This is a genomic window from Methylobacterium sp. CM6244, assembly GCF_054817885.1.
Map to the genome: position 1 here is coordinate 4,895,497 of NZ_CM139247.1, position 26,849 is coordinate 4,922,345.

Sequence of the window (26,849 nt, forward strand, 5' to 3'; positions counted from 1 at the left end):
CTGCGATACCGCGAAGCGGGTCGGGAGGCGAGCGTCAGGCGGGCGCCGGCCACAGCAAGTAGGCGACGACGGCGAGATTGCTCCAGACGTGGAGCAGGATGCATGGCCATAGCCGCCCGGTCCGCCAACGGAGCCAGCCTAGCATCAGGGCCAGGGGGACGAGGGAGACCGGACGGGCGATGCTGCCGACCTGGAGATGAAGCAGCACGAACAGTGCCGAGGTAGCGAGGATGACTCCCCACGGCTTGAGGAAGCGCGATGCCCTATCGAACATGGCCCCGCGCATCAGCAACTCCTCCGCCACGGGAGCCAGGACGATCGTGAAGGCGAGCCAAGCGAATGCGCCCGTCCTGCTGAGCAGGGGCGACAGGCCGACATTGCGTCCGAACGCCATGTGAAAGGCATCCGCGGTCGCGATCACCCACAGAATATGGAGGAAGGGCCAGAACAGGATGATGGCGAGAAGCCTCGAAGGAGCGAGGCCGGGTGCGTCGACCGGACTGAGCGCGAGCTTGGCGCGCCAAGCCTTGCCCGCGGACCAGATCGCCGTACCGATGACGATGGCGACGATCAGGCATTGTCGCAGGATGTCGCTCGCCACCTCCCGTAGGACCATCTGTTGCGGATAGAGCCGGGGTCGGCGGACGTCGCTGGCCAGCGGATCGATACCCTGCAGGATGTCTGCGCCGACTCGAACGATGAGCATCGCGGCGATGGCCGCGACGACCATGATGGACAGCGTTACCAGGACGAGGCCGATGGCATCCCGAAACGCGGTCGCGGCCAGATGGAACGACGAGCGCCTCGACCGCCCGTCGCCTTCATGGCGAGCCATTTCAGCGATTGCCCGCTCCGCGGACATCTCCACGACAGGATCGGGCTTCAAAAGCGACGCCTCTCCCTCTATATTCAATCCGCTCGGTCGAGAGGCCGGGCTAGGCGCCTGACAGACTTCGGTGAAAGCCGATGGACCCAGGCGTTTTCAGCAGAATTCTGGGTACTTGGATACGGTGTCAATTCACCGCCCCCCGTGGCCACCACGGCGGCAACGGCGCGATTGAAACCTGGGCCCGAGTCCGGCAAGCCTTCACGTCAATTCACCGACCCGGTGCGCCACCAGCGCGATATTCCGGCAGGTACCGGGCAAAGCGACAAGCGATGGCAGACGATCTGATCCGTTACGACCTTCTGGTTCAGGATGCCCTTCGCGGCGTCGTGCGCAAGGTATTGACCGACGCGGCCCGCGAAGGCCTCGCGGGGGAACATCATTTCTACGTTTCGTTCCGGACGGAAGCGCCGGGGGTGCGGATGTCCCAGCGGTTGCGGGAGAAATACCCTCAGGACATGACCATCGTCCTCCAGCATCAGTTCTGGGACCTCGGCGTCACCGAACATGCGTTCGAGGTCGGTCTGTCCTTCTCGGGAGTACCCGAGCGTCTGCTCGTACCATTCGATGCTCTGAGCGGGTTTTTCGATCCCTCCGTGCAGTTCGGCCTAAAGTTCGACTTGAACGAGACGGCTGAGGATGACGCTTCGGACGATGCTCCACAGGTCCCGGGCTCGAAGAACGCGCCGCGTGGCGCCGCATCGGAGCCGAGCGAGATCATGCCGAAAGGCAATGCCACCGCGGCGATCGGCGCAAGCGTTCCCAAACTTCTGCCCGCGCAGGGTGCGAGCCAGAACCTCGACAAGACCGAGGATGGCGCGGACGGGAAGCCGGCCCGGCCAGCGGCCAAGAAGCCCGAGGGTGGTGAGGCCGGCGCCGAAGTCGTGAGCCTCGATGCGTTCCGCAAGAAGAACTGAGCCGAAGCGCGCTTCGCTTACCTAATAATGGTGCCGCGGGTCAGGTCAGGCCCGCAGCGCCACTCGCATCCGTAAGCCATGTTCTGGCCGAAGCGTTACGCGCTGCAACGGCGTCACCGGGGCATGATCCGCCGGCAATGTGAAGCGTACGCGACGGATCATATGCGCCAGCACGATGACGGCTTCCTGGAGCGAGAAGCTCTGGCCGATACAGACGCGCGGTCCGGCTCCGAACGGCAGGTACGAAAATCGTTGCACCGCCGCTCTGTTCTCCGGCAGGAAACGTTCAGGCATGAACGTCTCGGGCTCGTCCCATAACGTCCGGTGGCGGTGGAGCACGTAGGGTGCCACCATGATCAGCGATCCCTGCGGGATCTTGATCCGGCCGATCCGATCCTCCGCGATGGCCTGCCGGCTCATGAACGGAACGGGCGGGAACAGCCGCATCGTCTCCTCCATCACCGCCTTGGTGTAGGGGAGTGCGTCGGCATCGAACACATCACCCTGCACCGCATCGACTTCGCGCTCCACGTGAGTTCGGGAATCGTGATCCTGCGACAGACAATAGAGAGCCCAGGTCAGCGCATTCGCCGTCGTCTCATGACCGGCAGCGATGAAGGTGACGATGTTGGCGCGGACTTCGAAGTCGCTGAGACCTTTGCCGGTTTCAGGGTCCTGAGCCTGAAGCAGCAAGGTCAGAAGATCGGAAGGCGCCGTTCCGCCATCGAGTTGCGCGCGCCGGCGCTCGATGAGCGCGTTCACGACCTCCTCGAAGAAGCGGATCGCGGGCCTCGCCCGGAGGCGGCCGATACGCGGCACGAAGGCGGGGACACCGAATACGTCCATCGGGTCCACCGGCCCTACCGATTCGAGGAAGCGCGTGATGGCGCGGCCGAGAGCGTCGGGATCGCTGGAGAGCCCCTCGGTGAAGATGGTTCGTTCGAGGACGTCGAGGGTGACCCGGGTCGTTTCCAGCGCCACGTCGACGGTGGTGCCATCGCGTCGGGCGAGGCGACGGCCGATCTTTGCCCCGGCCTCATTCATGGGAGCGGCAAAACCGAGGACGTGGCGGGCCGAAAAAATCGGCGCGAGGGTGCGCCTCTGCAGTTTCCACTCCTCGCCCTCCGCCGTGAGAAGGCCGTTGCCGAGGCCCGGCGCGAGAACCCGGCGCTGCAGGTCGTCCTTGCGGTAATTGGCGGCGTTCTCGACGAACAGGTAGCGGATCAGGGCAGGGTCACTGACCACGGTCACGCGGCCCATCGCACCCTCTCGCGCCACGACCGGCTCAACGAAATGCTCGTCGAGCCACGTGGTGATCGGATTGGCGCGCACCGCCTTCAGGAAGGCGAACAGCCCCGGCTGTTCGCGAAGCGGGCGGGGAACGGAAGGACGGAAACGCGGTCGGGCATCGGGCTCCATGGTCGCTGCGTCCACGGGCATCGGCATGTATCCTCGTTGGATTCGACGCGGGGGCGGTGCCTGACTCTGGCACGGACCTGTGACGCCTTTGGTAAAAGCACCATCGCGGTTTGGCCCCGCACCGTCTAAGTAGGGCCGCATACTCCGCCATCTAAGAGGCCACGATGTCGCCGCTCGAAAGCCCCACCGAACCGTCCGCCACCCGGACCGAGTCCGACACGTTCGGCCCCATCGAGGTTCCGGCCCATCGCTACTGGGGCGCGCAGACCCAGCGCTCGATCCAGAATTTCAAGATCGGCACCGAGAAGATGCCGGCCCCCCTGGTCCATGCCCTCGGGATGGTGAAGCAGGCCGCCGCCCTGGTGAACCAGGATCTCGGCGCCCTCGACCCGAAGGTGGCCCAGGCCGTCGCCGCCTCCGCCGCCGAGGTGGTGTCCGGTGAGCACGACCAGGAATTCCCCCTCGTGGTCTGGCAGACGGGCTCGGGCACCCAGTCGAACATGAACGCCAACGAGGTCATCGCGAGCCTGGCCAACGAGCTGCTCGGCGGAAAGCGGGGCGGCAAGTCGCCGGTCCATCCCAACGATCACGTCAATCGCGGCCAATCCTCCAACGACGTGTTCCCCACGGCGATGCACATCGCGGTCTCGCGCGAGATCAACGACCGGCTGCTGCCCTCCCTGAAGCACTTGCACGACGCGCTCCAGGCGAAGTCCGAGGCGTTCTCGTCCATCGTCAAGATCGGCCGGACCCACCTGCAGGACGCGACGCCCGTCTCGCTGGGCCAGGAATTCTCGGGCTATGTCGCGCAGGTGGCGTTGGGCACTGAGCGCGTGAAGGCGACGCTTCCGGGTGTGCTGGCTCTCGCACAGGGCGGCACGGCGGTCGGCACCGGCCTCAACGCCCATCCGGAATTCGCGGAGAAGTTTGCGGCCAAGGTCGCCGAGCTGACCGGCCTGCCCTTCACCTCGGCCGCCAACAAGTTCGAGGCGCTGGCCACCCACGATGCCCTCGTCTTCACGCAAGGTGCGCTCTCGGCCCTGGCGGCGGGCCTATTCAAGATCGCCCAGGACATCCGCTTCCTCGGCTCCGGCCCGCGCTCGGGCCTCGGCGAACTCTCCTTGCCGGAGAACGAGCCGGGCTCCTCGATCATGCCGGGCAAGGTCAACCCGACGCAGTGCGAGGCGCTGACCATGGTCTGCGCCCAGGTGATCGGCAACGGCACCACGGTGAGCTTCGCCGGCTCCCAGGGCAATTTCGAGCTCAACGTGTTCAAGCCGGTCATCGCCAATGCGGTGCTGCAATCGATCCGCATCCTCGCCGATGCCGCCGTGAGCTTCGCCGACAATTGCGTCGTCGGCATCAAGGCCAACGAGGACAAGATCGCCGACCTGATGAGCCGCTCGCTCATGCTGGTGACGGCGCTGGCCCCCTCCATCGGCTACGACAAGGCTGCCGAGATCGCCAAGACCGCGCACAAGCGCGGCACCACCCTGAAGGAAGAGGCCCTGCGCCTCGGCTACGTCACGGAGGAGGAGTTCGACCGCGTCGTGCGCCCCGAGACCATGCTGGCACCGAGCGTCGACTGACGGGGAAGCTCATGGCCGAGATCATCAACCTGCGCTCGGTCCGCAAGGGCAAGGCGCGGGCCGAGAAGGAGGCGAAGGCGGAGGACAACCGCATCGCCTTCGGCCGGCCTAAGAAGGCCAAGACCCTGGCCGAGGCCAAGAAGGCCATCGAGTTCTCGCGCCACGAGGGCCACAAGCTCGTGGGACCGGATTCGGACGGGTGACAAGCGCAACGGTTCCCCCTCCCCCCTCTGCGGGGGAGGGTGGCCCTCGCGTGAGCGAGGGTCGAGAGAGGGGAGCGCCATCTCCGGAGAGGTCGCCCCCTCTCCCGCCTGCTCCGCAGGCACCCTCCCCAGCAGAGGGGGGAGGGTTGCGCGCTCGATGACCACCGGCACCACCAAACGCTCAGTCATGATCGCCGGCCACCGGACCAGCGTGTCGTTGGAGACGCCGTTCTGGGAGGCTTTGCGCGAGATCGCCGCCGCCCGCGAACAGTCGGTGCAGGTGCTGATCGGCGAGATCGACGAGGCGCGGGGCGCGCAGAACCTGTCCTCGGCGATCCGGGTGTTCGTGCTGGCTGAAGTGCGCCGGCCGAACTGAGGCCTTGGGCGTTTATGGCCGCCGGATACCGACGAGGCTCGCCGAGGCGGGTGCGCCGAACGTCTGCCGGAAGGCGTTGGCGAAATGGGCCTGATCGGCGAAGGCCGCGTCGTGGGCCGCGACCGTGAAGGTTTCACCCCGAATGACGGCGTGGATTGCCCGCCGCATGCGCAGCCATGACCGATAGCGCCGGAATGGAACTCCGACCTCGCGGGTGAACAGGTGCTGCATCCGCGAGGATGACAGCCCGACGGATGCCGCGAGGCGCGGCGCCGACATGCTGGTGTCCTGGCGGGTGCCGAGATCGGCCATGATCCGGGTGATGCGCCCATCGAGCGTCGGTTCGTTCCGACGCACCGCGAAACCGGCGAGATCGGCGATGGCCTGCCCGGCCCAGACCGTGGCGCGCCGGCATTCGTAGAGCGCACGCAACGGCTCTATCTCACCCCGCATGGCGACGCGTGCGCCGTCGATGTCTTCGCCGGCGGAGATCAGGCCCAGGAGAGCCCGCGCTCCGGCCTCCGGCTCCAGATAGAGGACGCCCAAGGGATCGCCGGCACAATCGAGTTCGTGCCGCATCCCCGCCGGGACGAAGGCCGTGCGGCAGGCGATCCATGGACCGGGCCTGAACCGGATGCGGAAAGGTCCATACAGGCCGGCCAGATAGACCGGCGCACCATGCTGGTGGCTGGCGTTGTAGGCGAGCGGTCCGGCAAAGAAGGTGTGCCCGCCCTCGACGTGCCAAAGGGGGCCGAGCTCTGGGCCAGCACGTTCGTTCAAGTGGTGCCCCCTCCCCACGCGCTAGGCCGGTGATCCCCGCCTCGCGGCCCGCCGGCGCGGCGGGGTCAGCCGGAGATCCTGCGACGATGATCACGTTGAGCCGACGCCTTGTCACGGGCGCACTCGCGGGCCTCGCTCTTTCCGGCGCGAGGCCGGCCCTGGCCGGGGCGGCTGCCCTCGCCGAGGCACCTTCATCGCGACGCATCCGGCTCGGCGCCTTCACCATCACCACCTTGCTCGATGCGGACGAGACCATCGACGGGCCGTGGCCGATCGTCGGTGAGGACCGGCCGAGAGAGGAGGTGCAAGCGCTGATGCGGGAGAACTGGCTTCCGCCGGACCGGTTCACGCCGGGCTTCACCCCGACGCTGATCGAGACCGGCACACAGCGCATCCTCTTCGATGCCGGAAACGGCGAGGTCGGCTTCATCCCCAGGCCAGCGGGAGGGCGGCTGGGTCAGGCGCTACGGCGCGCCGGAATCGCGCCGGAGACGATCGACCTCGTGGTGATCACGCATTGCCATACCGACCATATCGGCGGCCTCCTGGAGGGCGGCATTCCGCAATTTCCCAACGCGGCCTACGTCGTGGGAGAGGCGGAATACCGCTTCTGGACGGCGGAGGAGCGCCTGTCGGCGCCGGCGGACAGCAACACCTACCGGTCGGCCGCAGTGGTGCGCAGCCACCTCGTCCCGCTGCGCGACCGCATCCGCTTCGTCAAACCGGGCGACACGGTCGCGCCCGGCATCGACGTGGTGGCGGCGTTCGGGCACACACCGGGGCACCTTGCCTTCCATTGCGAGAGCGAGGGGCAACGGATGCTCGTGTGGGGCGATTGCGCCCATCACGAGATGGCGTCCCTGAGCCACCCTGAATGGCACGCCTTGTTCGATCTCGACAAGGATCAGGGCATCGCGACCCGTCGGGCGATCTACGCGATGGCCGCCACCCAGAGGCTGCTGGTCGCGGGCTATCACACGGCGTTCCCGTCGCTCGGCCATGTTGAACCGCGAGGGACAGGCTATCGCTGGATTCCGGTGACCGGATCCGGAACCCCCTGACCCCCTTTTCCCGTCCGCTGTCCATCCGAGCCATCGACAGGAAATGCGCAGGTCTTGGGGAAATGGTCAGGTCTTGGCGCCGCTTCGGGATTACTCCGCCGCCTCCAGCACCCGCGTCCCGCCCAATCCCTCGAGCACCGCCGGCTTCGGCCCGCCCGTCGCCCAGTCCAGCAGTTCCACCGTGTGCACGATGGGGATGCTCGTGCCGTTCCCGATCTGCGTGGCGCAGCCGATATTGCCGGTGGCGATGAGATCGGGGCGCATGCGCTCGATATTCGCCACCTTCCGGTCGCGGAGCCGCCCGGCAATCTCCGGCTGCAGAATATTGTAGGTGCCGGCCGAGCCGCAGCAGATATGGCCCTCGGGCACGTCCTTCACGGTGAAGCCGGCCTTCTTGAGCAGGTTCTTCGGCTCGGTGCGGATGCCCTGGCCATGCTGCATCGAGCAGGCGGAATGGTAGGCAACTACGAGGTCGCTCTCGAACAGCGGTGGCATCAGGCCGAGGTTGGCGACGTATTCGGTGACGTCCTTGGCAACGGCCGAGACCCGCGCCGCCTTGTCCGCATAGGCCGGGTCGTCGCGGAACATGAAGCCGTAATCCTTGATCGTCGTGCCGCAGCCCGAGGCCGTGACGATGATCGCGTCGAGGCCGTCGCCGTCCATCTCGGCGATCCAGGCATCGATGGTGCGCTTGGCCTGGGCATGGGAGGTCTCGGACTTGCCCATATGGTGGGTGAGCGCGCCGCAGCACCCCTCCCCCTTCGCCTGGACCACCTCGACGCCGTGGCGGGTGAGAAGCCGGACCGCCGCCTCGTTGAAATCCGGCCGCAACACGCTCTGGGCGCAGCCGCGCAGGAGTGCGACCCGGCCGGCGCGGGCGGGTGCGGCCTCGCCCTGGAGCAGGGCGCTGGCTTCCCGGGCGCTATTGTCGGCGGGGAAGGTCCCGGGACGGTCGTTGACGGTGCGGTTGGGCAGGAGCGCGGGGGCGAGGTCGAGCATCGCCGCGAGGCGGTTGCCGACACGGGGCAACTGGGCGACGAGGGGCCGGAACGGCGAGCCGATCTTGGCGGCGAGAAGCGCGAGGCGGAAGCGGTTCGGATAGGGCAGCACGAAGGCCAGCACGCTGCGCAGGAGCCTGTCGCTCAACGGCCGGCGATAGGTCTCCTCGATATGCGTGCGGGCGTGATCCACGAGGTGCATGTAATGCACACCGGACGGACAGGTCGTCATGCAGGACAGGCAGGACAGGCAGCGGTCGACATGCTTGACCACTTCGGGCGTCGCCGGCTTGCCGCCCTCCAGCATGTCCTTGATGAGGTAGATGCGGCCGCGCGGGGAATCGAGTTCGTCGCCGAGGAGGAGATAGGTCGGGCAGGTGGCGGTGCAGAACCCGCAATGCACGCAAGTACGCAGGATCTTTTCCGAAGCGGCCATCGCCGGGTCGGCAAGCTGCGTCAGGCTAAAATTGGTCTGCACGGCGTTTCCTCAGGGTCCCGATATCGTTTTCTTGCTGGGTGGTCTGTCGCCGCCCGGCGCTGTTTCAAGCAGCTTAGAGAAAATTTCGGCGGAAGCCGAGCCTTGGAACGGCTCTAAACCTCCGCACACCCGGCGGGGATAGCGCGAAAGCCATTCAGGATCATGAGGCCGCTGCGGGTGAGATTGTCGCGGTCAACGTTTGGGCCGGATGCTGAAAGCTTGGTTCTGGCATCGGGCGAGAACCGGATCGCTGGGGCGGGAACCGTACGGGGGTCAGATGCCAGCATACATCCGGCCGGGATTGAAAACCCCCTTCGGATCGTGCGCCGCCTTGATCCCGGCCGTCATACGAAGCAGCGGATCTGACAGAGGCTCGAAGACGGCGGTCGCCGCGCGGACTGAATCCGGCGCCCGCACCAGGGTGGCGTGCCCGCCGGTGGTGCGGAGTACGTCGCGGATGGTCTCGGCGCCGGCATCGCCCTCCGCCGACGTGGCCAGCCAGACGAGGCCGCCGCCCCAATCGTAGAACCAACGCGCCTGACGCTGCGCCGCGATGGCGGCCGTGACCGCAGGACCCTGCATCGGTGCGGTGGAAATTCGCCAGACGGCGGATGCGCGCGGTTCCGTCAGTGGGATGACATCGCGGATCGCAGCCCACAGAACGGCTCCGATCTCGCCCTCGATGATCTCCGGCTCTCCGAACCGCCTGAGGAGCTTGCGCAATTCGCTGAGGCGGTAATCGAGGGATTCCGAGAAACCCTCAAGGCGCATCAGAGTGCGCGGGCTCGGCCCGTCGAGGCCGCTCGGCAGGTGAGCCGCACCCGTGAGTTCGAACGGTGATCCGAGGGCGGCACTGAGAGCGGCCACCGCCGTTGCATCATTGAGGCCGGAGAAGGCCAAGGTCGTCACCCGTTCCTGGACGGGAAGCACCTTGAATGTCACTTCGGTGAGCAGGCCGAGGGTGCCCCACGAGCCCGCCATGAGCTTGACGAGGTCGAGGCCGGTGACGTTCTTCATCACCCGGCCGCCGGACTTGATGGCCTCCCCGCGCCCGTTGACGAAACGGACGCCGATGAGGCTGTCGCGGGCCGCCCCCGCATTGATCCGGCGCGGTCCCGCATTGTTGGTCGCTGCCACGGCACCAAAGGTCGGCTCCCCGGCCGAGCCCATCAGGATGCGATGGTCCATCGGCTCGAAGGGCAGCATCTGGCCGCGTTCCGCCAGCAAGGCCTGAACCTGCGCGAGGGGAGTTCCGGCCCGGGCGGCGACCACCATCTCGGCCGGCTCGTAGAGGGTGATCCCAGTCAGACGAAGGGAAGAGAGGGTGGCTTCGTCCTGGGCGGGGCGGCCGATCGCGGCCTTGGTTCCCCCGCCGACGAGCCGCATCGACTCTGACCGGCCGGCGGCGGCGGCGACGATGGCTTGTGCCTCGCCCTCGTCCTGAGGCTCGTATGACCGCATCGTTTCCTGCCCGCTGCGATGCTCGACGGCATCTTCAGACGACCATATGCGGGAAGGGACGCCCCGCTTTCAAGCGGTGCGTTCTGTCTCACGCCGCCGGGGTGACGGCGCGCTGCCGCAGATAGGTCGTCACGAGGCCGCGTAATCCGGCGATGTCAAACACCGCAACGAGCAGGGCATAGACCAGCACACCGAGAGGTAGGCAGATGGCGAGTGCCATGGTCGGATCCATGTGCCTGAACGGTGCCAGGCAGGCCATCATCGCCAGGGTAGCGGTACAGGCGGCGAAGATCTCCCACCAGTCGATCCGCAGGCGCTCCGGACCCGCGAGGGCCCGGACTGCGAGCCAGAGCGTCGAGGCGACGAGGCCGGCGCTCTGCGCCATGGCGATGCCGGGCGCCCCGAAATGCGAGGGCAGGACGACCAGGCAGATGGCATTCACGGCAAGGCCGACAAGGGCGGCGGCGATGACTGGCACCGTCTTGCGCCGGATCTGGAAGATCGGGTTGAGCCCGAAATTGAGCAATGTGCCGCAGAGCAGGCCGGGGATAAGGATCAGCGCATAGAGGGCGAAGGGGCCGCGATAAGCCTCCGGCACGACGAGCCCTTGGAGTGCTGGAAGCACAGCCCAGAGTCCGCCGGCGCAAGGCACCATGAGCGCCACCACGATGGCCGCATTTCGGCCGATCTGGGCCTCAGCCGCCACATGGCCCTCGTGCTCGTCCACCCGCACGGCGAGCTGGAACAGGATAAGGTCCAAGGCCGTGCCGATCATGCTGAGGCTGCGCGAGGCGACATCCGCCGCAAGGGTGAAATAACCGGCCTCCGCCAAGCCGAACGACATGGCGATGGCGCTACGGTTGAGGAACGGCGTGATCTGGTAGATCGCGTTCGCCACGATCAGCGGAAGCCCGTAGGCGCGAAACAGCCGCCAAGTCTCCCCCATCCGAACACGGACGATCGGCACGGGTGGATCGAGCAGCGGCTTGCGCAGCACCACGACGGGTAGAAACTGGCTGAGCCCGCAAGCGACCAGCACCCAGAGCGGCTGCGGAAATAGCCAGGCTGCGCCCGCCATGAGCAGGAACGACAGGCCGTTCTTGATGAGGGTGAGCTTGAGATAGAGGCCGCCGTCGAATCGTGCCCGAGTGAGGGCTGCGTGATAATCGAACAGGCCGATGCCGAAGGCGGCGAGGCCAGCCCCAGCCGCGATGGCGAAACGGCCCTCCGTGTTCATTTCCACAGTCGCGCCGACGACGGCGCAGAGAGTCGATGCGAGCAGAAGGAGGACGGCCAGGATGGCGTAGGCCCGGTCCAGCCCATGGCGGATCCAAGGTTCCTCGCGCCGGACGCGGTTGGAATAGAACCGTGTCGCCGACAGCCGCAGCCACTCGAAGACCAGGGTGTTGAGCACCACGGCACCCGTGGTGGCGAGGCCGAACAGGCCGAAATCCGCCGGTCCCATGAGCTTGGCCAGAAGGAGGCCGAGGCCGAAATTGAGCCCGGCATTCAGGATGAAGGCGAAGATTACGGCCATGCGGTCGACTCTGGTCGCCGGATTGCCGGCGATGCTCCCAATCCTTGTGCGCCGGGCCGAAAAGATTTCCCTAAACCCCGAAAACGCTCGATCGAACGCGCGTCAGAACCAGCCGCGCAGCTTGAAGAAGACGATGGGGATGATCGCGCTGATGACGATCAGCGACAGACCATAGGGATAGCCATAGGCCCAGTCGAGTTCCGGCATGTGCTTGAAGTTCATGCCGTACATCGACGCGATCAGGGTCGGCGGCACGCCCACTACCGAGACGACGGTGAGCACGCGAAACGTGTTGTTCTGCTCGATGTTGATGAGGCCGAGAGTGGCGTCGAGCAGGAACTGGACGTTTTCGGACAAGCGGATCTCGAACTCGTCGAGGGAGGCGATGTCCCGGCGCAGGGTCTCGAAGCGCGGCATCTCCGTGGCGCCGAGGAGGTGCTCGCACTCGCCGGCGACGAACGGGAGGATGCGCTCGAGACCGAGCAGGCTCGAGCGGATCTTGCCGAGCGCCTTGCCCCGCCGACCGACGCTGCGGAGGATTCGGCGCAGCGCGAGGTCGCGGCGGCGCGGGGTCTTGCCGGAATCGCCGGCGACGCCCCCTGCCCTCACGTCGAAGTCGAAGATCCGGGTCGAGAGCGCGTCGAGATCGGCGCCCATCTCCTCCAGGGCGTCGGCGAGGCTGTCCACCAGCTCCTCCACCAGGAGCAGGAAGATCTCGGTGCCGGTCTGGCAAGCGCCGTCACCGTCGCCGATGCGCTTCTTGACCTCCTCGAAGGCGCGCAGCTCATTGAACCTGACGGTGATGAGCCGGTCCCGGGTCAGTACGAAGCCGAGCGGGGTCAGCTGCGAATCCACCTTGTCGAAGGTGATCATCGGTGTGGAGAGCGAAAGACCGTTCTTGAGCCGGCGCAGGCGGCTCGAATTCTCGACCTCGCTCAGGGCTTTTCGCGAGGGGACGCGCAGGCCGGTGGCGGCCTCGATATGCTCCGCTTCCTCGGCACTCGGATCGTTGAGGTCGATCCAGATCGCATGGCTCGGCACGCCGCCGCCATTGGCTGCGCCGGAATGCTCGACCGCGCCTTGCGGTCCCTGAAGGCTGATCATGGGGTGATTGTCATCCGTCTGTCAGCGACCGGAGAGCAGAACATGCTGCGCAAACGCGGCATGACGCGTCGTCCGCGTCTTGACTCGCAAGGAGCTTGAGCCTACCTCCGCCCTTGCTTTGGCACTCTTCGCTCGGGAGTGCTAACAGCCTGGGTTGGGCGAGCCCTTCGGCCGCATCAACGCCATCCATGAATTTGAAGCAAGAGGGCAGCTCATGAAGTTCCGTCCGCTGCACGACCGTGTCGTCGTCCGCCGTATCGAAGGCGAAGAGAAGACCAAGGGGGGCATCATCATCCCCGATACCGCCAAGGAGAAGCCGCAAGAGGGCGAGATCGTCGCCGTCGGCCCTGGCGCCCGTGACGAGGCCGGCCGCGTGAACCCGCTCGACGTCAAGGCCGGTGACCGCGTCCTGTTCGGCAAGTGGTCCGGCACCGAAGTCAAGATCGACGGTCAGGACCTCCTGATCATGAAGGAATCCGACATCATGGGCGTCGTCGCCTAAAGCGACCCGGCCCTCTTCCTTCTTCCATCCGAGCCTTTCGAGCGCGCCCTTCGGTGAGCGCCTCAAGGCTCTCAACTTGATGAGGATCTATACATGGCAGCGAAAGAAGTACGCTTCGGCTCAGATGCCCGCGAGAAGATGCTCCGCGGCGTCGACATCCTCGCCGATGCCGTCAAGGTGACCCTCGGCCCCAAGGGCCGTAACGTCGTCATCGAGAAGTCCTTCGGCGCTCCGCGCATCACCAAGGACGGCGTCACCGTCGCCAAGGAGATCGAGCTCGCCGACAAGTTCGAGAACATGGGCGCCCAGATGGTGCGCGAAGTGGCCTCGAAGACCAACGACATCGCTGGCGACGGCACCACCACCGCCACCGTCCTGGCCCAGGCCATCGTCCGTGAAGGCGCCAAGTACGTGGCCGCCGGCATGAACCCGATGGACCTGAAGCGCGGCATCGACCTCGCCACCACCGCCGCCGTGAAGGACATCACGAGCCGCGCCAAGAAGGTCGCCTCGTCCGAGGAAGTCGCCCAGGTCGGCACCATCTCGGCCAATGGCGACAAGGAAATCGGCGAGATGATCGCCCACGCCATGCAGAAGGTCGGCAACGAGGGTGTCATCACCGTCGAGGAAGCCAAGACCGCCGAGACCGAGCTCGACGTCGTCGAGGGCATGCAGTTCGACCGCGGCTACCTCTCCCCGTACTTCATTACGAACGCGGAGAAGATGGTTGCCGAGCTCGAGGACCCCTACATCCTCATCCACGAGAAGAAGCTCTCGTCGCTCCAGGCGATGCTGCCGGTTCTCGAGGCCGTGGTGCAGACCGGCAAGCCGCTCGTCATCATCGCCGAGGACATCGAGGGTGAGGCTCTCGCCACGCTCGTCGTGAACAAGCTGCGCGGTGGCCTCAAGGTCGCTGCCGTCAAGGCTCCGGGCTTCGGCGATCGCCGCAAGGCCATGCTCGAGGACATCGCGATCCTGACCCAGGGGCAGATGATCGCCGAGGACCTCGGCATCAAGCTCGAGAACGTTACCCTCCCGATGCTCGGCCGCGCCAAGCGCATCCGCATCGAGAAGGAGACCACCACGATTATCGACGGTCTCGGCGAGAAGGCGGACATCGAAGCCCGCGTCGGCCAGATCAAGGCGCAGATCGAGGAGACCACCTCGGACTACGACCGTGAGAAGCTCCAGGAGCGCCTGGCCAAGCTCGCCGGCGGCGTCGCGGTCATCCGCGTCGGCGGCGCGACCGAGGTCGAGGTCAAGGAGAAGAAGGACCGCGTCGACGACGCGCTCAACGCCACCCGCGCTGCGGTGGAAGAAGGCATCGTCCCCGGCGGCGGCACCGCCCTCCTCCGTGCCCGTGAGGCCGTCCGCGCTCTCCAGAGCGACAACCCGGACGTCCAGGCCGGCATCAAGATCGTGCTGAAGGCCCTCGAGGCCCCGATCCGCCAGATCGCCGCCAACTCGGGCGTCGAAGGCTCGATCGTGGTCGGCAAGATCACCGACAACAGCTCTTCGATCACCTACGGCTTCAACGCCCAGACCGAAGAGTATGTCGACATGATCCAGGCCGGCATCGTCGACCCGGCCAAGGTCGTGCGCACCGCCCTGCAGGACGCCTCCTCGATCGCCGGTCTCCTCGTCACCACCGAGGCCATGATCGCCGATGCTCCGAAGAAGGACAGCGGCGCTCCCCAGATGCCGGGCGGCGGCGGCATGGGCGGCATGGACTTCTAAAAAAGTCCCTATCGTCACGTGGAATGGATGCTCTCGCGGTTACCGCCGCGAGAGCGGAGAGGGTCGTCGCAAGACGACCCTCTTTTCGTTACGGATGATCGGACAAGACCGGGCGCTGGGCGGTTAAATGTCGTCGCGCGGACGGATTTGGCCGACTTGAATCCGTGAAACCTTCGCCCGAGATTTCAGCCCGTCACGGCAGAGAGCCGGCGAGACTTCAGTATCGGCGGTGTTTACCCTGCGCGGCGATTGCACCGGACGTAAGAGGCGTCGCCCTTTGCACTCGACCATGTGAGACGGTCGCCCTCGACGATCAGCTTCACTTGGGATGTCCAGCGCCGGCCGCCATCGCTGCAGGATGCCGCCACGCTCCAACTCGCGCCCATGCGCCGTCCGTCGCGGAAGGTACAGACGGTATTTCCCGCCCGCGCGCCATTCTCGGTGATCCGCGCCGGTATGTATCCACGGCGCCGCGCGCCGCGGCGGCATGCCACCTCGTTCGGCCCCCAGACGCCGACATAAGCCGCCGCCTCGATCGGTGGAGAAGCGGTAGCGGGGGCATCGGCGCGTGGCGTCACTTCCGTATCCTGCTTGAGCGCGACCGGCCGGATGCCCGGCTGGGCAGGGGATGCAGCGAGCCTGTCCCGGGCAGGCACTCCAGCGTGAGCAGAGCCAAGCCCCACATCCGACCAGGGCGCATTGGCACGGGGCAAGCGTGAGGATGCCGCCGTGTTCTCGAACGGACCCGGCTCGTTCAAGGCAGCCTGTGCCGTGCCGGTCTCAGGGCGGACAGGGGTATCGTTAGTCAACAGAACTGTGCTGTAGCCGAGGAGAACGCCCCAGCCCATGGCGAGGGATACTGGGAGTATCAAGGCACGGCGCGACCCTCCCGACGGTCCGGTCACCGTCACTGACGGCGTGCCGTCCTCGTTTCTCATATCCTCGCTTTCGATGCCGGCGGCCATCGTTGTCTCCCGTCAAGCCCGACCCTGAGGCCGAGCCAATCACGTGCGCGCCAATTTCTCGGCGGCACCCACCACCTCACTATTCCGCGACATTCGATCCCCCACCCCGTCCGACATGCAGGCCGTTATCATTCTCAAGGTCGGCTCTCGTCAGGACAGGTGTGTGATTATTCTGTCTCGGTGCGTTTGATAGCGGTGGATAGACTCCGGGAATAGGGCGAGCGAACGGCAAGGCCTTCCCGTCGCTTGCCAAAACTGCCATGCTCAAGCTTGTGAGAAACATACCAGCGCGCAGATCCATCGTGACGAGACGCCTCGCCATCGCCGTCTGCGTTGTCATCGCCAACTCGGCCGGCGCTCAGACGCCTCCCCCCACTCCGCGGATGTCCTGCGCGGACGCGATGGCGCTCGTGAAGCGCGACGGATCGGCGGTCCTGTCCTGGTCCGTGGGCAAGGCGGATAGGTCCGGCAGGGGGGAGCAGCCGGTAAAGACGGAACGCTTCGTCAGCGATCGCAGCCTTTGCGGCCTGACGGAAATCGCCGAGCTGCGTTTCGTCCCGACCCGCGATAATATGGAATGCCCCGTGGGGTACCGCTGTCGCGAGCCCGATTACGGCGACTGGGATTGGCCCTGATCCGATCTGACGCATCCGGCGGGTGAAGCCCTCGCCACGATCTCGCCACGACCGGCCGTCACTGCCGCCGTCACGACCGGGTGCTAATCCGGCGGGCGAAGACCCATTCGCACATTTGAATTTACCGAGTTGAGGAGACGCGCGTGGCCGTACTCAGGACAGGCCTCGGCCTGCAGGCCGCCATAACGGCGCTCTTTGCCCTCGTTCTTCTGATCCTGCCGGGCACCTCGACACCGCTCTACGTCAGCCTCAGCGGCTTCGCGATGGTGGTGATCCTTTTTGCCTCCGCCAAGCTCTCAGATTATCTCAAGGTATTCGTTTCCGTCTACGGTATCGGGTATTTGTTCCTAGCCGGTGCCAAGCAACTGGCAGCATCCGGTTTTCTGCCGGAGACGCTGGCGGCACTGCTGCCGCCTGCCTTCGCGGCCACGGGCGCGGTGGTCTTCGCAGGCATCGTGTTCGGAATTTCCCATCTCGAACCCATCCGCGCGATCACCCGCATCGCCGATCCGTTCTTCGCCGCACGCGAGGAGCCGAACCGGGAAATCCGACCGTTCCGTTTCTTCGGCGGTACCGAAGGCCGCGTCGCACGGCGCCTCGTTGCGCTTTCGATCTTCATCACCTTTGCGCAGGTTGCGCTACAACTGCGCCTGAACTTCTGGTACCGCGACCTCTTCAACGCGCTGCAAGAGTATAACGCCGACGCATTCTGGTATCAGCTCGTCTGGATCTTCGTGCCTCTTGCGACGATCTGGGTCATCATCGGCATGTTCGACACTTTCGTCGATGCTTCGCTACACATCCGCTGGCGCACTTGGCTCGCACGCAGCCTCTACAGCCGCTGGCTCGGTGGGGGCACGCATTACCGCATACCCTTCACCGACGAACCGGCCGACAACCCGGATCAGCGCATCCAGAGCGACGTCAACCTCTTCATCCAGCAGACGACGAGCCTGTCAATCCGGCTCCTGTCCCAGGCCGCTACCCTGGTTTCCTTCATGGTTATCCTTTGGGGGCTGTCGCGGGATTTCGTTCTTCCCTTTACCGACATGGTAGTGCCCGGCTTCCTGGTGTGGCTGGTCATCGTCTACGCGGTGGTTGGAACTTGGCTGACCCATCTCATCGGCCGTCCACTCATCGGCCTCGACTTCCGGCAGGAGAAGGTGGAGGCCGATTTTCGCTTCTCACTCGCGCGGACCAGGATCTATTCCGAGCAGATTGCCCTGCTGCGCGGTGAGCGGTCGGAGACCTTGCGACTGCGCGAGCTGTTCCGGGAGATCATCGAGAACTACCTCGCCATCATCTACCGGCGGATTAAGATCGGCAGCTTCACCCTGTCCTACAACCAGATCAGCGTGGTGTTTCCCTACATCCTCGCCGCTCCATCCTACTTCCTTAAGAAAATTACCCTCGGCCAGTTCCAGCAGACGGCGAACGCCTTCAGCAGCGTCCAGGGTTCCCTGTCCTTCTTCATCGATTCCTACACTACCATCGCGTCGTACCGCGCCAATACCAACCGCCTGACGTCGTTCAAGCGGGCGATGACGAAGGCGGAGGCCCTGTCCGGTGCCGGATACGGCTTGGTGCAGGGCAGTGGACCGGGCCCGGCCGTGACGGCGTCCGGCATGACCCTGGCGCTGCCCGATGGTCGCGAGATTGTCTCCGCCAAGTCGTTTACCCTCACCAAGGGTGCCGCCACTCTCGTCACCGGCCCGTCTGGATCGGGCAAGTCGACCCTGTTCCGGGCAATCGCCGGGATCTGGCCGTTCGGCAAGGGCCGGATCGACGTGCCCGAAGGTCAGTCAGCGCTGGTGCTGCCGCAGCGGCCGTATATTCCACTCGGAACCCTGCGTGGCGCGGTGGTCTATCCCAGCACCACCGACCAGTTCTCCGACGAGGCGATCCGCGAAGCCTTGATTGCCGCGCAACTGCCGCAGCTCGCCGACCGTCTCGACGAGATCGATGCCTGGGACCAGCGACTGTCCGGCGGTGAACAGCAGCGTTTGGCCATCGCCCGCGCCGTGCTGGCGAAGCCCGCGTGGCTTTTCCTCGACGAATCCACTGCCGCCCTCGACGAGCCGAGCGAAGCCGGCATCTACCGCATGCTGCGCGAGCGATTGCCGGGGACGACCATCGTTTCCATCGGCCATCGCTCGACGCTGCACGCCCTTCACGACACGCGCATCGACATGAAACCGGGCCAGGACGGCCGCTTCATCCCGACAGAAATGCCTGAAGCTGCGCTCGCCAAATAGGGGGGTGACGTCAGCGCAAAAACGTCACGGCGAGCGGTGCGAGGATCGCCGTGATGAAAGCGTTGAGACCGAGTGCGATTCCCGCGAAAGCACCCGCCACCTCGTTCACCTGAAACGCCCGTGCGGTACCGACACCGTGCGCGGCGAGACCGGCGGCGAAGCCCCGTGCCCGCATGTCCTGAATGCGGAGCAGATTCATGAGCGGCGTCACCAGGATTCCACCGGTCATACCGGTCAACATCACCAGCACGGCTGCGAGGGTCGGATCGCCGCCGAGATTCTGAGCAATGCCCATCGCGACACCGGTCGTCACCGATTTCGGGACGAGGGCGATGATGACGTCGTGCGGGATGCCGAAGGCCGTGCCCAACGTCATGGCCGAGATGAGAGCCACGACGGAGCCCACGAGGAGAGCTGCCAGCATTGGCGCCAGCGAGCGGAGCACCGTGGCGCGGTATTCGTAGAGCGGGATCGCCAGGGCCACGGTGGCGGGCCCGAGCAGGAAGTGGACGAATTGGGCACCGTCGAAATAAGTCGCGTAGGGCGTTCCCGTCAGCTTAAGCACGCCAGCCATCAGGATGATGGCGACGACTACGGGATTCGCCAGGGGATGCCTGTTCGTTGCCGTGGCGATGCGGTCGGCCACCGCATAGACCAGCAGAGTCACGGTCAGCCACAGCAGGGGCGTGCGCGAGAGATAGACCCAGAGCGCGAAATCGCCGGTCATGGCTTCCTCACCGGGGCGACCCAACGCTTGACGGCGACGAAGGTGAGCGCCGTCGCTGTGAGGGTCGCCAATGTCGAGACGACAACGACGCAGGCCAGCGCCAGGCCATGAGCTTCGAGCACGTCGAGCCGTCCGACGATACCGGCGCCGGCCGGGATGAACATCAGCGACAGATGGGCGAGCAGCCCTTTGCCGGAACGCTCGAGGGTGCCGTCCACGAGGGGCGCAGCGAGGACGCGTGAGGCAATGCCGGACCAGCGGTCGCGCAGAACCATGAACAAGAGAAGCAGTGCCATCCCGATGACCGGACCCGGGACTGAGAGGGCCGTGGCACGTGCGAGCACCTCTCCGACGAGTTGGGCCAGGAGGATCAAGGTGAAGCTGACGATCATCGCGCCGCGATTCTTTCTTCCGGCCTGGTCCGGCCCGGCGAAGCCGAGGATCGTCTGCCGAGCTGCCGCTAGGAGACCGCCCCCGATTCCGCGCCGGCCCTGGCGAGACGGATCGCCGTGTCATCGAACCGGAGCAGGCGACCGAGCCGCCAGACCAACGCCTCTTCGAACTCATGAACCGTGCCATCGGCGCCGGCCACCGACCATGCCATGGAGAGCAGCCGCGCGCGCTCCGTCTCGCCGAACTCGTGGCCCATCATTTCCACGAGCAGCGCCATGTCGCGGGTCTGGGCATCGACACCGGCTGCACGAGCGATCAGCGCTTCGGCCTCTTCTCGGTTGCCGGCATAGCGTCCCTCGACCAAGCGGCAGAGCCGCTCCGACTCGGCCCCGTCGAGAACGCCATCCACCCGCGCCACATGGACGAGAAGGGCAATCGCCGCCAAGCGCTCATCTACAGCTTCCGAATCGTCCGGGCTCGCGGACAGGCCGAACGCGTCGGCAGCATAGGCACGCAAGCGGGCAATGAGGGACATAGCTTTTCCTGAAACGTGCCGCGAGCCTTCGAAGCCGCATCGCTCCGCGTCAAGGCAGCATGGCGCATCGCGGGACCGTGATGCACCGTCCGTGGCACAGTTGCATCACGAAGACGACGCGGGCCGCCTTGCCATCGGTCGAGCGTGCGGATATGAAGCCGCAACGATCCGAAGCGGCACCAGCCGTCGCACTACGGATCTCGCCGCAATAGCTCAGCTGGTAGAGCACCTCATTCGTAATGAGGGGGTCGGGGGTTCGAATCCCTCTTGCGGCACCAGCAATTTCAAGGGCTTAGCTGAGAATTTTATAGGTGCTGCACCCCAGCTTTACGTTTTGGGGTGCGGTGGGGGGTGCGATTCTCTAGCGTTGGCCGCGAAGCCTTTTTTAGGGCACAAACACTCATTGCGTCGTCCTAGAATGGACCGAAGCTGGCGAAGCGCCGCTTGAAACGGTCCGTAGGATTCGCTCAGAGACTCACTGGCGGCATTCATGAAGCTTCCGGCTGTCAATAGCCCACAACGCCTCTCGGCCGCCCTGAGTTATCCTAGAAGCTTTTCTCCGTTTCGGTCCCACTCACTCAGTGAGTGCGGCGCAGCTTCCGTTCCTCGAAAGCTTCCTTCGCGGCCTTGCGAGCCTGATAGCCTTCATCCTCTCGCGCCAACCGCAATGCTTTGACCTACTCTACGGCTTCGGCTCTTGCCGCGTCTACGGCCCAGCGCGCCATCGATGCCGCTGCCATCGCTTCGGCAGCCTACCTCATGATGATTTCCCGCATCGTCGCTGGCTGAGCGTCAGGGTTGGCCTTCGCCTTGGCTTTCCAGGCGGCGACCAGCGCGGCTGTGCCCTCCGCCTCGCTGACGCTCGTGCTGGGATCGGCATACCTTCGCATGGCGCCGGTCAGTAGGCCCGTCGCTTGCCGCGCTTCGGCCTCAAGGTCGCTCAGACTGCTCATCTCCCATTCCATCTGCAGCGCGGTTCATGAACTCCGGCCTCCGCTTTGATGCGGGCGGCAAGTTCGGAGTTTGTGTTGGTGATGGTCGCTTGCGCCGTTCGGTTGATCCGGCGGGGAGCTATGAGTTGCCCTGCTCAGCAACGGTCGCTGCTTACCCACGGCTTGCGCATCCCGGTCGGCCTGTAGACCGGCTCGGAACGCCATCATGCCACGAGCCAGAGGGGTAGGGGCAGGTCGCTTCACGTCAAACCCGCTCCACCAAATGCCGGGACCAAACATCTAGTGCGATAGCGTGAGTGGCGAGGTCGAGATCTACCGCTCTGCCGTCCAGTACCCGGAACGCGCGGTGTTCGCCGTCAAACGGGACCTTGCTGCCCGATCTGTGATCGAGTCGAACGCTGCCGAAGACTTTCACAGTTGCGGCTGTGGCAGCTTCCGGCTGAAGGACATAGCCCTTCGACTTCGCGGCCGAGATCATCAGGGCGCGGGCTGAATTCTGATCCATGATCAGGCCTTCGGCCGGGAATCAAGAGGGAGCCGAACGCGGCGACGCGCTACAGCTTCTGGGATTGCAACGCCCTCGAATTCGAGGCGCTGGGCGATGAGTTCTCGAACCATCTCCGACTTGGTGACGCCGCTGCGGGGGCAAGCGTTCTTGAAAAGGCTTCGGACGTAAGAAGGTCATACAATCGCGCTGACGGGGCAAGCGGGTTGCAGGTGGCCGCACCTCGGGATTGATGGCGGCCGGCGGGAAGGTCGGCAGATCGTCGATACGTGTCGGGACCAACTCCGGGAACAGGGGAGCTGAGGTGGGTGGCCTGACCTTGCGATCGACACCGAGGCCATTGGCGACCTCGAACGCCTTGATCGCCTCTGTGGTCGTCTTGCCCTTCTTCCCGTCGATAGGGCCAGAGCCAAAACCGCGCGCAGATAGAACACGCTGAATTGCAGCGACGTCCATGGTGATACTCACGATGTCAGGGCTTGCGCGGCGACCGGCCGGCTCGCGGTCAACGAGCTTCTTGTCGTTCTTCTCGGCCTCCTGTTTGCGCTGGAGGCCCAGGAAGTTCTCCTTGCGCCCGATCGCCTCCGGCAGCGGTAGGTTCGTTGGGTCAAGCGGCCCGATGTCCTCGACTTCGTCGTCGTCTGGAAGTCCCGCTGGCCGTGCAAGTGTCTAGGGTTCCCAGCGGGGCTTAAGGGTGCTTAGGCGAGCCATGGTTACGCCTCAGCGTGATGCTGGTTGCGGCGCTCGGATTCGAACCGCTGACCTCCAGGTTATGAGCCTGGCGCGCTACCGGACAGCGCTACGCCACATCTAAGAAGTTTCTGTGCAACAGTTAACGGCTGCGCAGTGACGCGAGCAATCTCAGTCTTGCGTAGAAATCACAGGCTCGGCACAACCCATTGCCGCCTATGCACGCGGCATTGGGGGACGTCATGACTGGGCGAATTCTTGTGGCTGCGGCTCTCGTCGCGGCGAGCGTCGGCGCGTGTGGAAGTATTACCCGCGGTACGTCGGAGAAGATGGCCTTTCAGACTGAGCCGCCCGGCGCAACGATGACCACCACCAAAGGCTACGCCTGCCCTGCAACGCCCTGCTCTTTGGACGTCGACCGGTCGGACGAGTTTGATGTCACCTTCGTAAAGCCCGGATATCGGCCGGAGGTCATCCCTGTGCGCACGAAGGTCGTGGGGACCGGCGCCGCAGGAATGGCCGGAAACGTGTTGGTGGGCGGCGTAATCGGAATCGGTGTCGATGCCGCGACCGGCGCAGCCTTCGACCACTTCCCAAACCCCGTTACCGCGACCCTTGTGCCGGATGCGCTCCCGACCGCGCAACGCGACCGTAGGCGGCGCGGCAAGCCCCAGGTCTGAGGGTAATAAACCTCCCCGCAGCGGTTGCTCGCGAGGGGCAAAACAACCCCGGTGCCTCGCCTCATGGGCGTGGCCCGGGCCGCCGGAAAGGCTAGACTGCGCGCCGCGCTATCGCCGTTGACGGGATACCGTGACGGCTGCAACGTCGCGTGCGCACGCAAAATAAAGCCGCCCCTATCGCCGCCTGTTGCTCGCTGACCACTCTGGGCGTCCAAACCGACGGATCCGCAATTTTTAACCACGGGGCGGAGCGATGGGCCACATCCGCCAACGCTGCATGGGCTGGTAAGCCAGGGATCAACGAGGAGGAGAGTTCCATGAAGAAGCTAATACTGATGGCCGCTGCCATGGTCGTGATGGGCTCGGCCCCAGCGCTGGCGATGGATTGCTGTGGTGGAGCCAAAGGTAAGGCGCCGATGTGTGGCAAAGGCTCGATGACGATGGGCCATAGCGGGATGAAGGCCAGGAAGGGCAACTGCTGCTGCGAGGGCATGTCCGGTGGCATGAGTAGGAAGCGTGTCTAGTAGCGGAAGCTCGGAGCTCAGTGCCATTCCTGGATGACATCATCGGGTGATCAAACGATGCCTGCTTTCGAAGGACGGATAGAGGAGGCGTAGGATCGCCTGCCGACCAAGTCAGCCCTTCTTCTTGTAGGCCTGGATCGCGCTCTGGCATCCCGGCGACAGCTTCGACATGTTCTTTTGGAAGCAGGCCTGCGTCTCGGGGCCATCCTCGGGGGGCATGCCAGCGCAGAAGGTTGTGAAGTCTCCAGCGCATTGCATCTGTAAAGTGGCCTTGTCCTCGGCGGACATCGGTGCGGCCATCGCGGCACTGGCCGCAGCGGTCGCGAGTACGAGGCTCAACCCAAAACGTCCGATCATGTTCTGCTCCCTCGACCCCAGATGCTGAGGGTCAAAGTCAAGAACTCTGACTTGGGCTGAACCGTTGCACCTCCAATGGCTGCCGGCCCCTCTACCACGCGAGACACGATCAGGCCTGCCTTCTCGGCTCCGATCGCATGCACTCCTCGAAGCGGCCGCGAAGGGCGCGATCCTCGGCCTCACGCTTGCGCTTCTGTTCGTCCTCACAGGGCCGTCGAACAGCGTCTACGCGCTGAAACATGCTTGAGTGCTCGCCCGTTAAGATAGATGATCCAAGAGGTATTTCTATCACGTCACGCCTCGATTGGGGGGGCAAATGGTCTAAATCGTCGCTTTCCCAATGAAAGACTTTCCTGTCGTTCATCCGGCACTTCCATCTATACTATCTGAGATTGGTGACTGTCATAAAGCAATATCTATTAATAGAAACGGCAATCTACCGTCAGGGTCATGTGTGGGACATCGGCCGCGCCTCGCTAGCGAAGCTAGAAGGCGTGGGCGTCGATTCGATCGCCGACTTTCGCGACCTCGAGCCGCGTCCCGTCCGCAAGGCGATGACGGTGGTCGGAGGCCTCATCATCCATGAACTGCGCGGTGTGTGCTGCCTTCCGCTCGAACTGTTACCGGCTCAACGGAAGGGTTGTGTCCTTACGCGGCCGTTCTCCCAGCCGGATCGAGGCCGGCGCAACGATGGAGCAGGCGGTGTCCGCTCACGCGACCCGATTGGGTGAGAAGGTGCGCCGGGGCGGGCTCGGTACGACCCAGGTCTCGGTTTTCTGGCACACGTCTGAACATGACTGCGGGGACCCGACGCGCTCCGTCTCGACGACGGTTACGTTACCTGAGGCGACGAACGGCACACTGGCGACTGACCAAGGCGGCGCGTGAGGGCGTCGCTTGTATCTGGCGTGAGGCGCCAGGCGACCGGCCATGGCGCTACAGCAAGGCCGGCGTCATCACCACCGACCTCAAGCTGCTCGATGACACCCGACGGACCCTGATCGGACCGCTCGACCGCAAGCGCAACGCTCCATTGATGGCCGCGATGGACGAGTGCAATCGGCGCTTCGGACGCGGCGCTGTTGTTCTCGTGCGGGCCGGCCTAGAGGAGAAGCGGACTTGGTCGACGAAGTTCAAGATGCGGAGCCCCCCGCTACACGACACAGATATCGGAACTGCCGACGGCGCATGCGGGATAAGAGGCGATAATACCTTTGACGCACACGCCTTTTGTCCCATGCCCTTCCGTCGGCAGAGCGCCAAGCGCGTCACACGGGCCGAGGCGGTGGAGATGGCGAAGGTGACCGTAAGGGCGCTGACGGCTGAGTTTGGGGGGCGTAGACCTGACTAAGGCTATCCGTCGAAGTGGCAGATAATCCCGGCTTCTCGGCTTCCATGGCATTTAAAGCCTCAGCGACGTTGTCGGCGTCCTCTCTGGATAGGCCCACCTGACGAACGCCCTGTACCAGCGTCGCATCTTTCGTTTCCCGGTCGATAACTGACCAGCCGCCGGGTTCATATTGCACATCGTAAAAATAATCTGAATTATTTTTCATGACAGCCTCCTCAAGGAGGCGCTAGGTAGGGAGGGAAACCTGACTGTCAATACCTACGAGTCTGGCCTCCGCTTGCGCTCGCCGCGCTTGAGTTCAGCTAGGGGCGATGTGACCATTCTTCATACGAGATGCGCGAACTGAGTTCCGAGCTCTGAAGCTTCTGCCTGAATTTCATGCTCATTTGCAGCAACCTGACCGGAAAGGCGAGCAACAAGCATCGGCAAACGCCAAGCCATGACATCCTGCCTGCTGATCATGCTCAACTGGCAATACTGCCGAATATAAAATTCTGCCAAAGCTTTACGAATAATTCTGTCTATCGCTTTTCTTAGCGCGCGAGTCTCGCCGACGCGTCCGGATCGGATGATGAGGTCGGTACGGGCGACATCTGCCGCCGGATGACCAGATGTTGACTTCTCCCAGTCTATGACGACCAAGCCCTCGGATGTGTAGAGAACGTTCTCCGGATGGAGATCCCCATGACAAAGCCTGTTACCATCCGGTAAGCGGTCGAGAACCGCGAGCGTTGTCTGTTTCAACCAGGACGGCACCCGAGCTCTGGATACCTGAATACGAATCGCGTCTTGTTGGTCCGGAAGCGGCGGGTTTTCAATTTTATGAATGCTATACTGAATGACGGCAAGTTTTCGTAACGCGCCTAACATTCCGAGCGGGTTACTTTTAAAATGTTCTAGGACTGTTTTGCCGTAAATATGTTCAAATATAACACCATTTCGTCCATCTTGCTCAATTATGCCCAAAGGAGCCGGGACACGCAGGCCATGGGAACGGGCAAAAGATGTCGCAACGAACTCTTTTTTCGCCAGCTGCTTGCCCCATTTTGCTTTATAGAGTTTGAGTACTCGTCCGGACCTGTCTGCAAAAACTTCTGCACTGCGCCCCTCGCCCACGTGATGAGCTTGCTCAAAAGCGTTTCTTGCGTCGCCGACATGTCGATCCATCTCTATGCCCGCTCAGTGCCAAGCTAGGAGTTAGGATCAACGATAGTGAGTTGGCAATCCATTC

General features: G+C 64.4%; 28 protein-coding genes, 2 tRNA genes and 1 pseudogene. 13 read left to right on the plus strand and 18 right to left on the minus strand.

The features are described 5' to 3' along the window. Positions 1 to 34: 34 nt before the first annotated feature. A complete protein-coding gene (locus ACYQML_RS23065; RefSeq protein ID WP_461234145.1) occupies positions 35 to 835 on the minus strand; it encodes a lysostaphin resistance A-like protein in 801 nt (266 codons plus the stop codon). Positions 836 to 1,158: 323 nt separating this feature from the next. On the opposite strand from ACYQML_RS23065, the gene ACYQML_RS23070 reads away from it, so the two are divergent. Then, a complete protein-coding gene (locus tag ACYQML_RS23070) occupies positions 1,159 to 1,803 on the plus strand; it encodes an SspB family protein (protein ID WP_461234146.1) in 645 nt (214 codons plus the stop codon). 45 nt (positions 1,804 to 1,848) lie between these two features. Here the strand turns inward: ACYQML_RS23070 and ACYQML_RS23075 are convergent, their stop codons facing one another. Next, the gene (locus ACYQML_RS23075) at positions 1,849 to 3,243 is read right to left on the minus strand and encodes a cytochrome P450 (RefSeq protein WP_461234148.1); all 1,395 of its coding nucleotides are present in this window, start codon (positions 3,241 to 3,243) and stop codon (positions 1,849 to 1,851) included. Between the two features lie 143 nt (positions 3,244 to 3,386). Between ACYQML_RS23075 and fumC the strand changes: the two genes are divergently transcribed. The 3 genes from fumC (at position 3,387) to ACYQML_RS23090 (ending at position 5,390) form a co-directional block, all read left to right on the plus strand. After that, positions 3,387 to 4,811 (plus strand): class II fumarate hydratase, encoded by a 1,425-nt coding sequence (fumC, locus tag ACYQML_RS23080; protein ID WP_461234149.1) that lies wholly within the window; start codon positions 3,387 to 3,389, stop codon positions 4,809 to 4,811. Between the two features lie 11 nt (positions 4,812 to 4,822). After that, the gene (locus ACYQML_RS23085) at positions 4,823 to 5,014 is read left to right on the plus strand and encodes a DUF4169 family protein (RefSeq protein ID WP_207413679.1); all 192 of its coding nucleotides are present in this window, start codon (positions 4,823 to 4,825) and stop codon (positions 5,012 to 5,014) included. 157 nt (positions 5,015 to 5,171) lie between these two features. Beyond that, positions 5,172 to 5,390, plus strand: a complete 219-nt coding sequence (locus tag ACYQML_RS23090; RefSeq protein ID WP_056424607.1) for a ribbon-helix-helix domain-containing protein — start codon at positions 5,172 to 5,174, stop codon at positions 5,388 to 5,390. 12 nt (positions 5,391 to 5,402) lie between these two features. Here the strand turns inward: ACYQML_RS23090 and ACYQML_RS23095 are convergent, their stop codons facing one another. Beyond that, positions 5,403 to 6,170: a helix-turn-helix domain-containing protein gene (locus tag ACYQML_RS23095; protein ID WP_461234150.1), complete on the minus strand. Its 768-nt coding sequence runs from the start codon at positions 6,168 to 6,170 to the stop codon at positions 5,403 to 5,405. Between the two features lie 86 nt (positions 6,171 to 6,256). On the opposite strand from ACYQML_RS23095, the gene ACYQML_RS23100 reads away from it, so the two are divergent. Beyond that, positions 6,257 to 7,231, plus strand: coding sequence for an MBL fold metallo-hydrolase (locus ACYQML_RS23100; RefSeq protein WP_461234151.1), 975 nt, complete (start codon positions 6,257 to 6,259; stop codon positions 7,229 to 7,231). Between the two features lie 90 nt (positions 7,232 to 7,321). On the opposite strand, the gene ACYQML_RS23105 is transcribed toward ACYQML_RS23100, so the two are convergent. The 4 genes from ACYQML_RS23105 to ACYQML_RS23120 form a co-directional block, all read right to left on the minus strand. Next, positions 7,322 to 8,707 (minus strand): heterodisulfide reductase-related iron-sulfur binding cluster, encoded by a 1,386-nt coding sequence (locus ACYQML_RS23105; protein WP_461234152.1) that lies wholly within the window; start codon positions 8,705 to 8,707, stop codon positions 7,322 to 7,324. Positions 8,708 to 8,980: 273 nt separating this feature from the next. Beyond that, positions 8,981 to 10,168 (minus strand): FAD-binding protein, encoded by a 1,188-nt coding sequence (locus ACYQML_RS23110; RefSeq protein WP_461234153.1) that lies wholly within the window; start codon positions 10,166 to 10,168, stop codon positions 8,981 to 8,983. An 88-nt stretch (positions 10,169 to 10,256) separates the two neighbouring features. Beyond that, on the minus strand, positions 10,257 to 11,705 hold the full coding sequence (locus tag ACYQML_RS23115; RefSeq protein WP_461234154.1) for a lipopolysaccharide biosynthesis protein: 1,449 nt from the start codon (positions 11,703 to 11,705) through the stop codon (positions 10,257 to 10,259). A gap of 102 nt (positions 11,706 to 11,807) precedes the next feature. Beyond that, positions 11,808 to 12,809 (minus strand): magnesium transporter CorA family protein, encoded by a 1,002-nt coding sequence (locus ACYQML_RS23120; RefSeq protein WP_056424594.1) that lies wholly within the window; start codon positions 12,807 to 12,809, stop codon positions 11,808 to 11,810. A 214-nt stretch (positions 12,810 to 13,023) separates the two neighbouring features. Between ACYQML_RS23120 and groES the strand changes: the two genes are divergently transcribed. After that, positions 13,024 to 13,311: a co-chaperone GroES gene (gene groES, locus ACYQML_RS23125; RefSeq protein ID WP_018042554.1), complete on the plus strand. Its 288-nt coding sequence runs from the start codon at positions 13,024 to 13,026 to the stop codon at positions 13,309 to 13,311. Positions 13,312 to 13,404: 93 nt separating this feature from the next. Continuing rightward, positions 13,405 to 15,048 (plus strand): chaperonin GroEL, encoded by a 1,644-nt coding sequence (gene groL / locus ACYQML_RS23130; RefSeq protein ID WP_461234155.1) that lies wholly within the window; start codon positions 13,405 to 13,407, stop codon positions 15,046 to 15,048. A gap of 233 nt (positions 15,049 to 15,281) precedes the next feature. Here the strand turns inward: groL and ACYQML_RS23135 are convergent, their stop codons facing one another. Next, the gene (locus ACYQML_RS23135) at positions 15,282 to 16,013 is read right to left on the minus strand and encodes a hypothetical protein (protein WP_461234156.1); all 732 of its coding nucleotides are present in this window, start codon (positions 16,011 to 16,013) and stop codon (positions 15,282 to 15,284) included. A 302-nt stretch (positions 16,014 to 16,315) separates the two neighbouring features. Between ACYQML_RS23135 and ACYQML_RS23140 the strand changes: the two genes are divergently transcribed. Both ACYQML_RS23140 and ACYQML_RS23145 read left to right on the plus strand, forming a co-directional pair. Continuing rightward, positions 16,316 to 16,648 (plus strand): hypothetical protein, encoded by a 333-nt coding sequence (locus ACYQML_RS23140; RefSeq protein ID WP_461234157.1) that lies wholly within the window; start codon positions 16,316 to 16,318, stop codon positions 16,646 to 16,648. A 143-nt stretch (positions 16,649 to 16,791) separates the two neighbouring features. After that, complete coding sequence (locus ACYQML_RS23145) at positions 16,792 to 18,903, plus strand: ABC transporter ATP-binding protein/permease (RefSeq protein WP_461234158.1); 2,112 nt, start codon at positions 16,792 to 16,794, stop codon at positions 18,901 to 18,903. Between the two features lie 10 nt (positions 18,904 to 18,913). On the opposite strand, the gene ACYQML_RS23150 is transcribed toward ACYQML_RS23145, so the two are convergent. The 3 genes from ACYQML_RS23150 to ACYQML_RS23160 form a co-directional block, all read right to left on the minus strand. Beyond that, on the minus strand, positions 18,914 to 19,630 hold the full coding sequence (locus tag ACYQML_RS23150; protein ID WP_461234159.1) for an LrgB family protein: 717 nt from the start codon (positions 19,628 to 19,630) through the stop codon (positions 18,914 to 18,916). Next, positions 19,627 to 20,022 carry a CidA/LrgA family protein gene (locus ACYQML_RS23155; protein ID WP_461234160.1) on the minus strand — a complete coding sequence of 132 codons (396 nt, stop codon included), beginning with the start codon at positions 20,020 to 20,022 and terminating at the stop codon, positions 19,627 to 19,629. The genes ACYQML_RS23150 and ACYQML_RS23155 overlap by 4 nt, the downstream gene beginning before the upstream one ends. A gap of 68 nt (positions 20,023 to 20,090) precedes the next feature. After that, the gene (locus ACYQML_RS23160) at positions 20,091 to 20,558 is read right to left on the minus strand and encodes a tellurite resistance TerB family protein (RefSeq protein ID WP_056424570.1); all 468 of its coding nucleotides are present in this window, start codon (positions 20,556 to 20,558) and stop codon (positions 20,091 to 20,093) included. Positions 20,559 to 20,760: 202 nt separating this feature from the next. Between ACYQML_RS23160 and ACYQML_RS23165 the strand changes: the two genes are divergently transcribed. After that, positions 20,761 to 20,836 (plus strand) — tRNA-Thr (locus tag ACYQML_RS23165). A 474-nt stretch (positions 20,837 to 21,310) separates the two neighbouring features. On the opposite strand, the gene ACYQML_RS23170 is transcribed toward ACYQML_RS23165, so the two are convergent. From ACYQML_RS23170 to ACYQML_RS23185, 4 genes are all read right to left on the minus strand, one after another. Beyond that, positions 21,311 to 21,511 carry a hypothetical protein gene (locus ACYQML_RS23170; RefSeq protein WP_461234161.1) on the minus strand — a complete coding sequence of 67 codons (201 nt, stop codon included), beginning with the start codon at positions 21,509 to 21,511 and terminating at the stop codon, positions 21,311 to 21,313. 244 nt (positions 21,512 to 21,755) lie between these two features. Continuing rightward, positions 21,756 to 22,016: a hypothetical protein gene (locus ACYQML_RS23175; RefSeq protein WP_461234162.1), complete on the minus strand. Its 261-nt coding sequence runs from the start codon at positions 22,014 to 22,016 to the stop codon at positions 21,756 to 21,758. A 21-nt stretch (positions 22,017 to 22,037) separates the two neighbouring features. Next, positions 22,038 to 22,472, minus strand: a complete 435-nt coding sequence (locus tag ACYQML_RS23180) for a peptidoglycan-binding domain-containing protein (protein WP_461235773.1) — start codon at positions 22,470 to 22,472, stop codon at positions 22,038 to 22,040. A 276-nt stretch (positions 22,473 to 22,748) separates the two neighbouring features. Next, positions 22,749 to 22,825 (minus strand) — tRNA-Met (locus tag ACYQML_RS23185). Between the two features lie 243 nt (positions 22,826 to 23,068). Here ACYQML_RS23185 and ACYQML_RS23190 point away from each other — a divergent pair. Both ACYQML_RS23190 and ACYQML_RS23195 read left to right on the plus strand, forming a co-directional pair. Next, a complete protein-coding gene (locus tag ACYQML_RS23190; RefSeq protein ID WP_461234164.1) occupies positions 23,069 to 23,386 on the plus strand; it encodes a translation initiation factor 2 in 318 nt (105 codons plus the stop codon). A gap of 317 nt (positions 23,387 to 23,703) precedes the next feature. After that, entirely contained in the window at positions 23,704 to 23,910 is a 207-nt protein-coding gene (locus ACYQML_RS23195; protein WP_461234165.1) for a hypothetical protein, read from the plus strand. Between the two features lie 111 nt (positions 23,911 to 24,021). Here the strand turns inward: ACYQML_RS23195 and ACYQML_RS23200 are convergent, their stop codons facing one another. Continuing rightward, positions 24,022 to 24,267 (minus strand): hypothetical protein, encoded by a 246-nt coding sequence (locus ACYQML_RS23200; protein ID WP_461234166.1) that lies wholly within the window; start codon positions 24,265 to 24,267, stop codon positions 24,022 to 24,024. A gap of 446 nt (positions 24,268 to 24,713) precedes the next feature. On the opposite strand from ACYQML_RS23200, the pseudogene ACYQML_RS23205 reads away from it, so the two are divergent. Beyond that, a pseudogene (locus ACYQML_RS23205) lies at positions 24,714 to 25,466 on the plus strand (DUF4113 domain-containing protein); the annotation flags it as partial. A gap of 69 nt (positions 25,467 to 25,535) precedes the next feature. On the opposite strand, the gene ACYQML_RS23210 reads toward ACYQML_RS23205, so the two are convergent. Beyond that, positions 25,536 to 25,823 carry a hypothetical protein gene (locus ACYQML_RS23210; RefSeq protein WP_461234167.1) on the minus strand — a complete coding sequence of 96 codons (288 nt, stop codon included), beginning with the start codon at positions 25,821 to 25,823 and terminating at the stop codon, positions 25,536 to 25,538. A gap of 119 nt (positions 25,824 to 25,942) precedes the next feature. Beyond that, entirely contained in the window at positions 25,943 to 26,785 is an 843-nt protein-coding gene (locus ACYQML_RS23215) for a phosphotransferase family protein (RefSeq protein ID WP_461234168.1), read from the minus strand. Positions 26,786 to 26,849: the final 64 nt, after the last annotated feature.

What these genes read in the sequence shown, in the direction of transcription:
- ACYQML_RS23065 (WP_461234145.1), bottom strand. Translation starts at nt 835, where the DNA reads ATGGCTCGCCATGAAGGCGACGGGCGGTCGAGGCGCTCGTCGTTCCAT.
- ACYQML_RS23070 (WP_461234146.1), top strand. Translation starts at nt 1,159, where the DNA reads ATGGCAGACGATCTGATCCGTTACGACCTTCTGGTTCAGGATGCCCTT.
- ACYQML_RS23075 (WP_461234148.1), bottom strand. Translation starts at nt 3,243, where the DNA reads ATGCCCGTGGACGCAGCGACCATGGAGCCCGATGCCCGACCGCGTTTC.
- fumC (WP_461234149.1), top strand. Translation starts at nt 3,387, where the DNA reads ATGTCGCCGCTCGAAAGCCCCACCGAACCGTCCGCCACCCGGACCGAG.
- ACYQML_RS23085 (WP_207413679.1), top strand. Translation starts at nt 4,823, where the DNA reads ATGGCCGAGATCATCAACCTGCGCTCGGTCCGCAAGGGCAAGGCGCGG.
- ACYQML_RS23090 (WP_056424607.1), top strand. Translation starts at nt 5,172, where the DNA reads ATGACCACCGGCACCACCAAACGCTCAGTCATGATCGCCGGCCACCGG.
- ACYQML_RS23100 (WP_461234151.1), top strand. Translation starts at nt 6,257, where the DNA reads ATGATCACGTTGAGCCGACGCCTTGTCACGGGCGCACTCGCGGGCCTC.
- ACYQML_RS23110 (WP_461234153.1), bottom strand. Translation starts at nt 10,168, where the DNA reads ATGCGGTCATACGAGCCTCAGGACGAGGGCGAGGCACAAGCCATCGTC.
- ACYQML_RS23115 (WP_461234154.1), bottom strand. Translation starts at nt 11,705, where the DNA reads ATGGCCGTAATCTTCGCCTTCATCCTGAATGCCGGGCTCAATTTCGGC.
- ACYQML_RS23120 (WP_056424594.1), bottom strand. Translation starts at nt 12,809, where the DNA reads ATGATCAGCCTTCAGGGACCGCAAGGCGCGGTCGAGCATTCCGGCGCA.
- groES (WP_018042554.1), top strand. Translation starts at nt 13,024, where the DNA reads ATGAAGTTCCGTCCGCTGCACGACCGTGTCGTCGTCCGCCGTATCGAA.
- groL (WP_461234155.1), top strand. Translation starts at nt 13,405, where the DNA reads ATGGCAGCGAAAGAAGTACGCTTCGGCTCAGATGCCCGCGAGAAGATG.
- ACYQML_RS23135 (WP_461234156.1), bottom strand. Translation starts at nt 16,013, where the DNA reads ATGGCCGCCGGCATCGAAAGCGAGGATATGAGAAACGAGGACGGCACG.
- ACYQML_RS23150 (WP_461234159.1), bottom strand. Translation starts at nt 19,630, where the DNA reads ATGACCGGCGATTTCGCGCTCTGGGTCTATCTCTCGCGCACGCCCCTG.
- ACYQML_RS23155 (WP_461234160.1), bottom strand. Translation starts at nt 20,022, where the DNA reads ATGATCGTCAGCTTCACCTTGATCCTCCTGGCCCAACTCGTCGGAGAG.
- ACYQML_RS23160 (WP_056424570.1), bottom strand. Translation starts at nt 20,558, where the DNA reads ATGTCCCTCATTGCCCGCTTGCGTGCCTATGCTGCCGACGCGTTCGGC.
- ACYQML_RS23170 (WP_461234161.1), bottom strand. Translation starts at nt 21,511, where the DNA reads ATGAGCAGTCTGAGCGACCTTGAGGCCGAAGCGCGGCAAGCGACGGGC.
- ACYQML_RS23175 (WP_461234162.1), bottom strand. Translation starts at nt 22,016, where the DNA reads ATGGATCAGAATTCAGCCCGCGCCCTGATGATCTCGGCCGCGAAGTCG.
- ACYQML_RS23180 (WP_461235773.1), bottom strand. Translation starts at nt 22,472, where the DNA reads ATGGACGTCGCTGCAATTCAGCGTGTTCTATCTGCGCGCGGTTTTGGC.
- ACYQML_RS23190 (WP_461234164.1), top strand. Translation starts at nt 23,069, where the DNA reads ATGACCACCACCAAAGGCTACGCCTGCCCTGCAACGCCCTGCTCTTTG.
- ACYQML_RS23195 (WP_461234165.1), top strand. Translation starts at nt 23,704, where the DNA reads ATGAAGAAGCTAATACTGATGGCCGCTGCCATGGTCGTGATGGGCTCG.
- ACYQML_RS23200 (WP_461234166.1), bottom strand. Translation starts at nt 24,267, where the DNA reads ATGATCGGACGTTTTGGGTTGAGCCTCGTACTCGCGACCGCTGCGGCC.
- ACYQML_RS23210 (WP_461234167.1), bottom strand. Translation starts at nt 25,823, where the DNA reads ATGAAAAATAATTCAGATTATTTTTACGATGTGCAATATGAACCCGGC.
- ACYQML_RS23215 (WP_461234168.1), bottom strand. Translation starts at nt 26,785, where the DNA reads ATGGATCGACATGTCGGCGACGCAAGAAACGCTTTTGAGCAAGCTCAT.